The organism is Aquibacillus saliphilus, assembly GCF_020404745.1.
Lineage (GTDB): Bacteria > Bacillota > Bacilli > Bacillales > Amphibacillaceae > Aquibacillus > Aquibacillus saliphilus.
This window is the reverse complement of sequence record NZ_JAIZAP010000006.1, coordinates 39,426-52,863: the sequence shown is the minus strand read 5'-3', so window position 1 is coordinate 52,863 and position 13,438 is coordinate 39,426. Positions and strand designations below refer to the sequence as shown.

The following is a 13,438-nucleotide window of genomic DNA, read 5'->3' as shown; positions in this document are numbered from 1 at the left end:
TATTAATTAATTTTTACCACATGTTGCGGTAAAAATTAGAATCAATGGAGGGCAATCTTGCAGATATAATAAATATAACAATTAAAAAGAATCGTTTTAGGAGGGAACCACATGAAAATATTAGCTGTAACAGCTTGTCCAGTTGGAATTGCTCATACGTACATGGCTGCTGAAAATTTACAAAAAGCAGGAAAAGAATTGGGCATTGATATAAAAGTAGAAACACAGGGTTCGATCGGAGTGGAAAATGAATTAACCGAACAGGATATTGCAGAGGCTGATGGCATCATTATTGCTGCTGACAAAGAAGTTTCTAAAGAACGTTTTGCAGGTAAAAAACTAATCGTTACAGGGGTTCAGGAAGGGATCCGTATGCCAAAGGAATTAATCCAAAAGATTCAGAGTGGAGATGTATCCGTTTTCCAAGGTGATCTAAAATCTTCAGATGAACTAAAGCAAAAACGTAAACAAAAACAAAATCCAATTTATAAGCATTTAATGAATGGTGTATCGTACATGGTGCCATTTATCGTTGTTGGGGGATTGCTAATTGCACTCGCATTAACACTTGGTGGTCAACAAACACCTGGAGGAATCGTGATACCTGATGATTCGATTTGGAAACAAATTGAAAGTCTTGGTGGTACCGCATTTATGTTCATGATACCAATATTAGCAGGTTTTATTGCTGTTAGTATTGCCGATCGCCCGGGACTTGTACCAGGTATGATTGGTGGTTACATTGCTGCTACTGGTAGTTTTTATGGAAGTGAAGCGGGAGCAGGATTTATCGGGGGAATTATTGCTGGTTTCTTAGCGGGTTATATTGCACTTGGAATTAAGAAAATCAAAGTACCGAAAGCGATTCAGCCGGTGATGCCGATTATCTTTATTCCAATTATTTCATCAGTGATTGTAGGGTTATTATTTATCTTTGTTATTGGTGCACCAGTTGCACAAGTTTTCGAAGGATTAACATCGATGCTTGCAGGTATGCAAGGAGCAAGTTCTATTTTACTAGCAGCTATCTTAGGTGCGATGATTGCTATTGATATGGGTGGACCATTTAATAAAGTAGCATTTTTATTCGGTTCTGCGATGATTGCAGAAGGAAACTATGAAATTATGGGGCCAATTGCTGTTGCCATCTGTATCCCGCCTATTGGAATGGGTCTTGCAACACTAATTAATAAGAAAAAGTATCATGATAATGAAAAAGAAGCAGGTAAAGCATCATTCACAATGGGGTTATTTGGAATTACTGAAGGTGCGATTCCATTTGCTGCACAGGATCCGATTCGAGTAATTCCTAGTATCGTGGCTGGTTCCATCGTTGGTTCTGTGATTGCCATGCTAGGTAATGTTGGAGATAAAGTAGCACACGGTGGTCCGATTGTAGCAGTACTAGGAGCAGTGGATAATGTTGTCATTTTCTTTATTGCAGCTATCGCTGGTGTCCTAGTTACAGCATTTATGGTTAATGCTCTGAAAAAGGACGTTACTACGGATAGTGTCGATACAGTAGAAGATAGTAATAGTGATGTAGATCCTTCTGTTGAAGAAGCTACGGAAACTATTAATAAAGAAATTAATAAATTAGTAGATATTACAAATGTGAATTTAATTAATACAAATCTATCTAGTTCCACGCGTGACGATGTGATCGATGAATTAATAGAAGAATTTGATAAAGCAGGAATCTTACATTCAAAAGAGAAATATAAGCAGGCACTTTTAGATCGAGAAGCGCAAAGTTCAACAGGGCTTGGTATGAATATTGCCATTCCACATGGTAAAACAAATGCCGTGAATCGACCGGCAGTAGCCTTCGGAATCAAGCGGGAAGGTGTAGATTGGAACAGTCTTGATGGTACCGATGCAAAGCTTATTTTCATGATTGCCGTACCGGAAGAGAGTGCAGGAGATGCACACTTGAAAATTTTACAAATGCTATCACGTAAACTAATGGATGAACAATTTAGGGAGAAACTGCTTCAAGTAAATTCTAAGCAAGAAGCGTTTGTGCTTTTAGAGGAAGTACATTAAGTTTAATAGTCGTTTTGGAGGTGAGAATTTATGTACAAAGAGCCAATCTTTTTACAACCTAAATTCCAGGAGCGAATTTGGGGAGGAAAGAAGCTTCATACAGAATTTAATTATACCATTCCGAATGACCAAACAGGGGAAGCGTGGGTAATCTCTGCGCACCCTAACGGTCCTAGTGTCATAAAAAATGGCCCCTTGGCAGGAAAAACACTAGCTGATGCTTGGAATGATCATGGAGAGTTATTCAACAAAAGTAAAGATAATCATGAGGAGTATCCTTTGTTAGTGAAGATTTTGGATGCAAATGACGATTTGTCGGTTCAGGTTCATCCGAATGATACCTATGCTTGTGAGGTAGAAGGTGTACCCTATGGTAAGACAGAGTGTTGGTATGTATTAAGTGCGGAACCAGGAGCGGAGCTAGTGATTGGCCACCATGCCAAAACAAAGGACGAGCTAACAGCAATGGTGGAAAATCAAAATTGGGATACGTTCTTACGTCGAGTGAAAGTCACAGCTGGTGATTTTGTTTATGTTCCAAGTGGCACCATCCATGCCATCGGAAAGGGCATTGTCATACTAGAAACGCAACAAAGTTCAGATATTACTTATCGCGTGTATGATTATGATCGTACCGATTCAGTAGGAAACAAACGTGAATTACACTTAGACCGAGCAATAGAAGTCACAGAGGTTCCACACCAAGATGCAGATAAAGAGCAAAGTGTATCTACAGTTCATCAATTGACTGTGAAGAAGTTAGTCGAGGAGAAGTATTTCACTGTTTACCATTGGCATCTTTTTGGGCAAGCATCAGAACTTAAACTGAATCAGGATTTCTTACAGTTAGTGTGATCGATGGAGAAGCAACATTGACTGTAGATGGAAAGACGTTTGAAGTTGAAAAAGGCAGTCATTTTATTTTACCTCATGGGTTAAGTGACTATGACTTGTCTGGCGATGCAGAGTTTATTGTTTCACATGTGTAATGCAAATTTTAAAAAGGAAGAGAGTTGCTATTTAATATGGGGCGGCTCTCTTTTTTGCTAGGTCCCGGCTAGTGGGGAATTTTACTGTTGAACTATTCCATTTTAAGTGACAAATTGCAGTATAAATACTTATCGATTCAGGACGTCATACCGATACTAAAGTAGCAAAAATGTTTGCGTAATAGACTAGCATTCCTTGCTTCACCCTTTATTGACATCGTTTTCAATCTCCACTATTATAAAATCTACTAATCTAAATGATATTGGAGAAAGTCTCATGAATTATATTCGTAGGTTAATACACAAGTACTTTCACCAAAAGACGTTACAGTATCAGCTTCTGGTTACCTATCTATTGATTGTAATTATTCCTTTTATTGCGATGGGCTATGTATTCTATGAGGTGTCTATTTCAGCGATGAAAAAGGACGCACTTGAGAATTATAATTCATTGATGGAGGCTGTAAGTAAGAATATTAACGCTTTTTTGGAAGGAACGAGCAAAGAAATATCGATATATACATCAATCATTCTCGATACAGATTCTTATAATCTTAATCTTCTTCGTGGTGATGAGTACCGTTCTGAATTTTGGTTAACTGAAAATAAGCATCTGTTTGATACATTTAATCGAGATGATTTTATTAGTATTCGTGCTTATGATAATTACGGAAAAATTGTAGGGTTTTCAACAAATACAACTAATAATAAGGTATATGAATATGATTCCCACCAGGAAGAGACGTGGCAACAAATAATTAAGCATAATTATCAGGATGAGTTGCTTTTTGATATCCATCCACTTGAAACCAATGGCGTCTATAGCTTTACTGCATCCAGGGCAATTATGAGTCCCAAGGATAATGTCAAGATTGGGTATTTAAGTTTTGATAAGGAGTTATACGCATTCACAAATAATTTCAAACAAATTGAGAACCGTCTTGGTGGAGAGCTACAAATTATTAAAGAAAATGGAACATTACTTTATCATTCGAACTATACATTAATTGGTCAACTTGCCGATCAAAAGCTACTTGACCATTTAGATCGGCTTAGTGCGGATACGTTTATCGAAGAAAACGTTGATGGTGAAGAAATCATTATGTCTTATAACAAGCTAACAAACGAAAACTTTACGATTGTGGGATCGATGCCGCTTGATGTTTTAACAAAAGATATTAATTCATTAGGCAAAATCGCGTTTTATAGTGTATTGGTTTTAGTCTTATTAATATCCATTCTCTCCTATTTATTATCGAGTTATTTGACCAATCCTCTGAAGGCATTAATGCGACAGATGAGCAGAGTTGAAAAAGGTAATTTTAAACCAGAGATTGATATTCCCAAGACCAATATTGAGTTAACACAATTAGGAAATCGTTTCCAAACGATGGTTAAAACAATTGATGATTTAGTATCAATCCAATACCAAACAGAGATTCACAAAAAAGATGCCGAACTAAAGGCGTTGATTATGCAAATCAATCCCCACTTCTTCTATAACACACTAGAGGTGATAAGTGGAATTGCAGATGAGGAAGGAATTTATAAAATATCTGACATTACTGAATCCTTAAGTCGGTTACTACGTTACAACTTAAGCCATGATAGTGAGCTTGTGACCATTCAACAAGAAATCGACCATATCAAGCATTATTTCTTCATTTTAAAAAGTCGATTTGAGGATGAGCTTTCGATTGATATGGAGGTAGATAAAGAAGCAGAGTCCTATTTAATCATGAAAATGATTATTCAGCCTTTAATTGAGAATTCAGTAAAACATGGGATTGAAATGAAAATTGGAAAAGGGCAAATCAGACTCAAAGTGAAGAAGCTAGGCGACCGTATCTATATGGAGGTAGCGGATAATGGTGTTGGTTTTGATGAAAACAAACTAACATACTTCCGGCAGTTTACAATAGATGCTGACAAGCGCTTTTCGCTAACAACTAGCTCTAATCACTTGGGATTAAAAAATGTTTATTCAAGATTGTCTTTGCTATATGAAGAGCAGCTTTCTTTCGTGATTGAGAGTGAAAAAGACATGGGTACCACCATCAAAATCGAATTCCCAGCTTCAACTACGGACAGAAGGAGTAATCAAAATGGAATCTAAACAGCTAAGGATTTTAATTGTAGAAGATGAAATTGCCGTACGAAGAAGCTTAAAAGGTAAAATAAGAAGATACGAACAATGTAACTTTGAGATTGAGGAAGCGAAAAATGCAGAAGCAGCCTATGAGCAACTTAAAAAGGATATTCCCGATCTTATCTTTTTAGATATGAAGATGCCTGGAATGGGTGGAATGGCTTTTCTGGAAATCTTGAGAGTTGAATATCCAAAGGTTAAAGTGATCGTATTAAGTGGATATTCCGATTTTCAATACGTTCAAAAGGCATTACAATGTGGTGCAATGGATTATTTGTTGAAACCTGTGATTAAGGAAGATTTATATAAGGCCATCAGTGAAGTAAAAAGGAGAATTGACCAGGAGAGAATGAAGGTGAAAAGTGATGTGGAAGATCATCAACTCCTGAAACGAAGTACCGCCCTTTTAAAGGATAATTTAATGAATGATTTACTCTATAGTGATCAGAAGCAAGCGACTGATTTATTAAAAAAGCTAAAGATGTTAGGGATCGAGTTCAATTATGACCGCTATCTCATCATGAATTTGTATATTTTAAATGTTGATGATATGAAATCTTATTTTTCGTCTGAGGGATCTTTACTTTATTTTGGCTTAGAAAATCTTATTAAAGAAAGCCTAGTTCATTCAACTCAGATTGTAAGTTTTCCTAGTAAAGTGAATCACAATGAATTAATTAGCATAATCGGAATAAACGAACAGAATGCCTCGAGAGAAAAAAATGAACAAGATAGTTATACTGTTATAAAAAACATCCGAATCTACCAAAATATTAAGTTACAACTCATTAATAGTGAATTGTTTTCTAATCTAACCGAGCTGTATTCAAGCTATGAAAAAGTGTCATCCGTATTTCAGGAGTCAAAAAAGGATAGCGAATTGCTTTTTGTAGATGATATCTTTCGTTCAAAAGATCAATCATTATTAGGGGATGTTTGGTCCGTTGAAGAAGAAAAGCATTTGGAGCATTTACTTGAGCTGGGTGATGCGAAAATGAGTGCGGAATTTGTTCAAAACCACTTTTCGAAGCTATACCACGGAGCGGGAGAGACCACAGTTGGTTCCATTGCCCTGTCTTCAGCAATGTTTAAGGTCTTTGAGAATTATTGCCAAACACAGCCTTTGGGAGAGTCGTCGCTAACTTTGAGTGAGTTTTTGTTAAAATATAAAGATGATCTTAGAGTAGGGTTAATTTCTGTCTTTAGTCAGGTATCTGGGAATCCTGAAACTGGTCAATCGAAAAAGGAATCTAAGCAAATTTTACAGGAAATTCAAGAATATCTCCAAACCAATTACTATGATAATGAAATATCGCTTGATGGATTAGCAAAGCGGTATTTCATTAACCGCTCCTACTTAAGTGAGGTTTTCAAAACAGAGTTTGGTGTTCCTTTTAAGAAATATCTAGTCCAGCTTCGTTTAGAAAAAGCAAAGGATTTACTATCTGAACAGCGACTGAAGGTGTCCGATGTCGCCTATTTAGTTGGTTTTAATGATCCAGACTATTTCGGATCCGTCTTCAAAAAGCAGGTAGGGATGACTGCAAGTGTGTTTAGCGATAAATTCACGGTGTAAAAACTTGATTATGGCATGATCTCTTTGGTAAAGCATGCCTTCATACAATTTGATATCAACAAAGTTTTTATTTCGTGTTGTAGTAGTTAGTCGCCCGAGTGCTTCAGACCACTTTGCTGGAAGGTAAGCTTCCGTCGAATTGGTTTGAAGCACTTTTTGTGGGACCAAGCACTTTTTAGATTTTCTTTTCACGAAATTTTTCGGGATATCATCCAACATTATTTATGTAGGTTAAAAGTCTTTAAGTAGTACACTAAAAATAAGCTTCAGGAGGGAGTTCACATGCTCCGCAAGAAATATTTATTCATTATCGTTTTTTTGGTTGTTGCCATTCCAGTGCTAATTTTATTCCTAAATTCAAGATCAAATGGTACAGAAGACGACGAAACCAAAGTGAATGGTAAGTATCGATTTGGTGTTTCGTATGAGAATTTAGAAAGTGAATATGTACAGGGTCTGCAAGAAGCGATTCAAGAAAAAGTGAAGGAGCTTGATGTAACGATTATTGAAAAGGATGGTCGAGGAAAAGCTGAAAACCAAGTAATGCAGGTTGAAAACTTTATTTTTGATAAGGTGGATGCCATTATCCTTAATCCATATGAGAAGGATGGAACGGTCTTAGCTGTTAAAAAAGCAAAGGAAGCCAATATTCCTCTTATCTTATTGAGTGGGGAAGTGGAGAACATCGAGGAAGCTACTGCTTATGTTGGATCCGCTGATATTGTTGCAGGCAGGATGGAAACCGAACTCATTGTAAATGTACTAGGAGGAAAAGGGAATATCGTCATTCTTCATCTTCAAGGTGGTAGTTCATTACAAATTAGTCGAGATGCTGGAATTAAGAATGTTTTATCCCAATATCCCGAAATTAAAATTATTTCGGAGCAAACTGCAAACGGTAACAGGGAGCAAGCGAAGTATTTAATGGAAAAATGGCTAGAAAAATTACCTGATATAGATGCTGTTATTTCACAAAATGATGCCATGGCATTAGGTGCTTATGATGCTATCAAAGGTACAAGTAGAGAAGATGAGATTGATATTGTTGGAATTGATGCGATTCCAGAGGCTGTTGAGGCTGTGAAAAAAGGAAAGCTATTAGGTACTATTTTTCAGGATTCAAAGCAGCAAGGTTTTATGGCTATTGAACTTGCATTAAAGGCAGCTAAAGGAGAGGAAATTGATCATATGAATTACATTCCTTTCCGAATTATCACAAAGCAATCCTATATACAGTGAAAATCCATAGGTTAAAGCCGGTATGAAGCTCTAATTTATGAATCTCATTTTAAAATGGAATGTATTCGTTTTCAGTTTATAAGGAAAGGGGCGTTTTGGAAATGAGTGAAAGTGTAAAGAATCGAGTTATGTCGCTTTTAGACAAAGCTGGAATCGTTCTTACAGAGAAGGAGACAAGTCAATTAGAGATAACAGACTTATCGTTAGGAGACCTAGAGGTAGAAGGATTACAACTTATTACCTATATCAATAATGAAGATTATTGTGCAAAGGAGCTCATCCTTTTATCCAATCAAACCTGTCCAGAGCATCTTCATCCTTCGATTGGATCGCAGCCAGGAAAAAAGGAAACCTTCCGTTGTCGCTTTGGAACTGTGTATCTTTATGTGGAGGGAGAACAGACGGAAAATCCAGTTGTTTCCCCGCCAAAAGGAAAGGAAGATTTTTATACCGCTAACACCGAAATTGTCCTTAAGCCTGGAGAACAATATACGATTCAACCAGGAGTAAAGCATTGGTTTCAAGCTGGTGACAATGGGGCGATTGTTTCTGAGTTTTCGACAACCAGTCGGGATGAGTTTGATATTTTTACAGACCCAAATATAAAGCGGGTGGAGGATAACTAATCATTCTTTAAAACGGTGATTGTTTGTGAGCTTTCATCTTGGAAAAAAACAGATTACTAGAAACAAAAATAGAAGGAGGAAACTTTCATGAAGAAATTATTAATGATTATTACTGTATTATTTGTAAGCATTGGTTTAGCCGCATGCGGTTCACAAGGAAGTGATGAGACAGCAGGCAGTGGGGATGGAGAAAAAGGTGCGAAGAAGATAGAAAAAGTTGGTTTAACGGTGATGACACTTGATAATCCGTATTTTGTAGCATTTCAAACCAGTTTAGAAGCTGAGGCAGAAAAAGAAGGATTTGAAGCATTAATAAATAGTGCTGATTTTGACTTAGCGAAGCAGCAGGCACAAATTGAGAGCTATATTACAAAAGGTGTTGACGTTATCTTATTAAATGCAGTTGATTCTCAAGGAATTGCTGGTGGTGTCCAACAGGCAGTAGCGGCTGGTATTCCTGTCATTGCAGTTGACGTTGGTGCTGATGGTGGTACAACAGCTACAGTTATGTCAGATAACTACCAAGCAGGTGTGATGGCAGGGGAGTATTTAGCTGAACGTTTAGATGGAAAAGGAAATGTTGTGTTAGTTAATGGAAACCCAATTACATCTATTTTTGACCGTGTAGATGGCTTTAAAGAAGCTATCTCAGAATATCCAGATATTAAAATTGTTGCAGAGCAAAACGGGGAACTAAATCGCGATAAGTCTTATAGCGTAATGGAAAACATTTTATCATCAAATCCAGTAGGAGAAATTGATGCAGTTTACGGTGTAAACGATCCAACGGCGATTGGTGCTTACTTAGCAGCAAAAGCTGCAGATCGTACAGAGCTTTTCTTTGTAGGTGTTGATGGATCACAAGCAGCAGTTGATTTCATTAAAGAAGATGACGTGTTCGGCTTTACAGCTGCACAACATCCTGAACAAGAAATTGTTGAAGCAATTCAGCTTACCAAAGACCTACTTGCTGGTGAAGAAATTGAAGAAGAAATTCTTGTTCCTGTTGATCCAGTAAGCAATGAAAATGCAAATGAATTTGAACCTGAATTTTAAAATATAAAAGAACAATTATGATGAAGGAGTGGTTCAAGCTCCTTCATATTTCTTTCATATAAAGGAGGAAATCATGTGAGTGAAGGACCTATTTTACAGTTAAAAGGAATTACGAAAACATTCCCTGGTGTTAAGTCATTGGATAATGTATCGATGGATGTAAGACAAGGAGAAGTTCTAGCCTTAATGGGGGAGAACGGAGCAGGTAAATCGACTCTCATGAAGGTTGTGTGTGGCGTCTATTTTCCGGACGAAGGTGATATTATTTACCACGGTAAAAAGGAAAGCTGGAGTGGTCCTTTAGATGCTCGAAAAAAAGGTATTAGCGTGATCCACCAAGAGTTAAAATTAGCAACGAATTTAACGGTTGGTGAAAATGTATTAATGGGGGCTGAGGTTCCTAAAAACAAGTTCGGTTTAATCAAATGGGATGAGGTTAACACTCGGGCGAAAGATTTATTGGAATCGATTGGTTCAGATTTGGATCCAAAACTTTTAGTTTCTTCGCTAAGTGTTGCCCAACAGCAAATTGTGGAAATTGCTCGGGCGCTATCGATTCAAGCAGATATCATCATTATGGATGAACCAAGCGCGACATTATCTAGTAAGGAAATAGATAAGTTATTTTCATTAATTGAGCTATTAAAATCAAAAAATGTAGCGATTGTTTATGTTTCCCACCGAATGGAGGAGATCTTTAAGATTTCTGATCGATGCACGGTGTTACGGGATGGACAGTATGTCGGTACAGTGAACACGAAGGATACCGATGAACGAGAGCTTATCAAATTGATGGTCGGCCGGGAAGTCAATGTGACGAAGAAAAAAGTGGCAAAACAGATCGATCGAAGGAAGGAAACACCGGTTCTTGCTGTCAACAAACTTTCAGATGGAAAAGAGTTGATTGACGGTACGCTCGAAGTATATTCAGGAGAAATCGTCGGTGTTGCAGGACTTGTTGGTTCAGGACGGTCAGAGCTACTACAAGCGATTTTTGGTCATACTAAAGCAAAAGCCGGTACCATCAAGTTAAATGGAGAAGTCATTCATAATAAAGATCCTCGCAGTGCGATTCAAAAAGGTATTGCCTTAGTACCAGAAAGTAGAAAGGATCAATCCCTCTTCCTGGATTTAGGAGTAGGTGAAAATATTAGTGTCATAAAAATTCCGACTAATACTCATTTTGGTTTCATCAAACGAAAGGTGATTCAGCAAATAGAGGAGGATTACAAGAAAAAGTTGAATGTAAAAACTCCCAACCTTGCTACGAAGATCCTAAATCTTAGTGGAGGAAACCAACAAAAGGCGATTATCGCACGTTGGTTAAGTATTGCTCCTAAGGTATTGCTTCTTGATGAACCAACACGAGGTGTCGATGTTGGTGCGAAAGCGGAAATCTATGAAATTATCCACCAGTTAGCAAAGGAAGGATTTAGCGTAATCGTTGTTTCCTCTGAGCTTCCTGAAATTATGTCCCTTTCTGATCGTGCCTATGTGATGCATGAAGGGAATGTAGTCGGTGAGTTAACAGGCGATCAGATCAATCAAGAAGCAATTATGACCTATGCGACAGGAGGTAAAATAGGATGAGTGTTTCACAACCAGAAGTAAATCAAAAAAAGAATTCAACTGGTGCTAATTTAAAACAAAATATCGGAAAATTCCTGAACAAGATGGGAATCATTGTAGTTGTTGTTCTTCTTTGTCTCTTATTTAGTGTTTTATCTAGTGATTTTTTAACTTGGAATAATATTGTTAACGTAGCTAGACAAACGTCAATTAGTGCCATTTTAGCAGCGGGTATGACCTTTGTTATTTTGACTGGGGGAATAGATCTTTCCATCGGTGCGATTGTTGCCCTAGCAGGTGTTTGTGCCGTGTCTTTCTCAGGCTTTATGCCAGCGCCACTTGCGATTATTGGTGGAATCACAGTCGGTGGTTTAGCTGGGTATGTGAATGGAATTCTAACCTCTGTTTCACGCTTACCAGCGATAATTGTAACATTAGGTAGTATGACGTATTTGCGAGGGATTGCCTATGTAGTAACGGGTGGTTATCCTTTAATGGTAGAATCAAATTTCTTTAAAAGTATTGGAACAGGTTATCTAGGACCTATTCCGGTTCCTGTTATCATAATGATTGCGGTCTTTGCAATTGCTCATGTCGTCTTAAAATACACGTCGTTTGGACGTAATATTTATATGGTAGGCGGAAATGAAGAGGCTGCTAGATTAACAGGTATTAAGGTTACCTCAAGCTTAACGTGGGTTTATACGATTAGTGGAATTTGTGCCGGAATTGCAGGGGTAATACTTGCTGCGCGTCTTTTCTCAGCCCAACCAAATGCCGGCATGGGCTACGAACTAGATGCTATCGCAGCTGTTGTTCTTGGAGGTACAAGCCTAGTAGGTGGTGTCGGATTTATTGTTGGTAGTTTATTTGGTGCTCTATTTATGGGGGTTCTAAGTAACGGATTAACTCTATTAAACGTACCTTACTATTGGCAGTTGATTATCAAAGGCTTGGTTATTGTGCTTGCAATTTATATTGACCGAGTACGACGAAAGAAATCATAGTTTGATAGTGTAGAAGGAATGGTCGTTGTTTCTTTATTAAAATGGAATAAATAAGTAAGGGTAGATGTACTAAGTAATGTGCATCTACCCTTTTTTTGTGGGTGGATAGCATATACGCTTGGAGAGATACATGAATAGAACCTAGCTATGGAAAATTTGTATCTAGGTTTAGGGGAAAACGGTTAGTGTGAGGGGTTACTATTCTATCGTTTAAGAACGGTATGGTAATGATGTTTATAAGAAGTTTTTTGCCGGACATACCAAACTTAAAATAGTTTTCATTCAATTAAATTTAGAAAATTCAGCAAATGCTGTTGACATATAAAAAGAGTGAAGTTAAAATTGGTCTATCCAGTTATCCAGTTATCCAGTTATCCAGTTATCCAATTGAGATGTCTTTAACGTCTTGTAAGCTAGCTTAATCTGGACTTGAAACGAAAAACTGATTCTAGTCTATAAACCATAATGAGGTGTGAGAATCTTGGAAGAACAGAAAGTTAAACATATGAGATTATATGAACAAGTGATTTTACAATTAGAGAGGCAATACAATGAGGGACAATTAAAATTAGGGGATACTTTGCCATCTGAAAGAGAACTAGTAAAACTATTTGATGTAAGTCGTGGAACACTAAGAGATGCCTTCCGGGTTTTAGAATCACAAGGTATTATTGAGACAAAACCAGGTGGTGGTAGGTATTTCAGGAAAGGATTTCATGAGGCTATTACTAATGAGAGGTCATTTTTTGATGTCTTGCAAAAGGCTGCCATGTTGGACTTACTTGAAACTAGAGAAATATTAGAGACAGGAATGATTGAACTTGTTTGTGAAAGGGCGACAGATGAAGAAATTGAAAAACTTGAAAGGCTAGTCTTCCTTGATAAACTTCCTAGTAACATTAAAAGGGAGAATGTAGATTATTACTTTCACCATTCGCTTGCAGAATCCAGTAAGAATATAGTTATTTTAAACTTTATTAAACTTAATTTAGAAGTAATAAATCAAACGCGACAAAAAAACTTTGCAAGTTTAACTAATTTTGAAGAAGCGCAAAGGGAACATATTGAAATCGTAAAGGCATTGAAACAAAGGGATGCTGTACTTGCAAAACAAAAGGTTACGGACCATTTCATCCAAATCCGCAAGCGACTAAATTGTGAGTGAACTAAAGGGGAATTTT

General features: G+C 37.3%; 11 protein-coding genes. All 11 read left to right on the top strand.

Features of this window, described 5'->3' with window-relative positions:
- Positions 1-111: 111 nt before the first annotated feature.
- Positions 112-2,046, top strand: a complete 1,935-nt coding sequence (locus LD272_RS07995; protein ID WP_226036086.1) for a PTS fructose transporter subunit IIABC — start codon at positions 112-114, stop codon at positions 2,044-2,046.
- 30 nt (positions 2,047-2,076) lie between these two features.
- Entirely contained in the window at positions 2,077-2,901 is an 825-nt protein-coding gene (locus LD272_RS07990; RefSeq protein ID WP_439647389.1) for a type I phosphomannose isomerase catalytic subunit, read from the top strand.
- A 17-nt stretch (positions 2,902-2,918) separates the two neighbouring features.
- Positions 2,919-3,035, top strand: a complete 117-nt coding sequence (locus LD272_RS21755; RefSeq protein WP_439647388.1) for a hypothetical protein — start codon at positions 2,919-2,921, stop codon at positions 3,033-3,035.
- A gap of 277 nt (positions 3,036-3,312) precedes the next feature.
- Complete coding sequence (locus LD272_RS07985) at positions 3,313-5,151, top strand: sensor histidine kinase (protein ID WP_226036085.1); 1,839 nt, start codon at positions 3,313-3,315, stop codon at positions 5,149-5,151.
- Entirely contained in the window at positions 5,141-6,760 is a 1,620-nt protein-coding gene (locus LD272_RS07980; RefSeq protein WP_226036084.1) for a response regulator transcription factor, read from the top strand. The genes LD272_RS07985 and LD272_RS07980 overlap by 11 nt, the downstream gene beginning before the upstream one ends.
- Positions 6,761-7,042: 282 nt before the next feature.
- Complete coding sequence (locus LD272_RS07975; protein WP_226036083.1) at positions 7,043-7,999, top strand: substrate-binding domain-containing protein; 957 nt, start codon at positions 7,043-7,045, stop codon at positions 7,997-7,999.
- Between the two features lie 101 nt (positions 8,000-8,100).
- Positions 8,101-8,625: a D-lyxose/D-mannose family sugar isomerase gene (locus LD272_RS07970; RefSeq protein WP_226036082.1), complete on the top strand. Its 525-nt coding sequence runs from the start codon at positions 8,101-8,103 to the stop codon at positions 8,623-8,625.
- A gap of 87 nt (positions 8,626-8,712) precedes the next feature.
- Positions 8,713-9,681: a substrate-binding domain-containing protein gene (locus LD272_RS07965; protein WP_226036081.1), complete on the top strand. Its 969-nt coding sequence runs from the start codon at positions 8,713-8,715 to the stop codon at positions 9,679-9,681.
- A 75-nt stretch (positions 9,682-9,756) separates the two neighbouring features.
- A complete protein-coding gene (locus tag LD272_RS07960) occupies positions 9,757-11,271 on the top strand; it encodes a sugar ABC transporter ATP-binding protein (protein WP_226036080.1) in 1,515 nt (504 codons plus the stop codon).
- Positions 11,268-12,257: an ABC transporter permease gene (locus tag LD272_RS07955; RefSeq protein ID WP_226036079.1), complete on the top strand. Its 990-nt coding sequence runs from the start codon at positions 11,268-11,270 to the stop codon at positions 12,255-12,257. The genes LD272_RS07960 and LD272_RS07955 overlap by 4 nt, the downstream gene beginning before the upstream one ends.
- A gap of 481 nt (positions 12,258-12,738) precedes the next feature.
- Positions 12,739-13,422 carry a FadR/GntR family transcriptional regulator gene (locus tag LD272_RS07950; protein WP_226036078.1) on the top strand — a complete coding sequence of 228 codons (684 nt, stop codon included), beginning with the start codon at positions 12,739-12,741 and terminating at the stop codon, positions 13,420-13,422.
- The last annotated feature ends 16 nt before the right edge of the window (positions 13,423-13,438 follow it).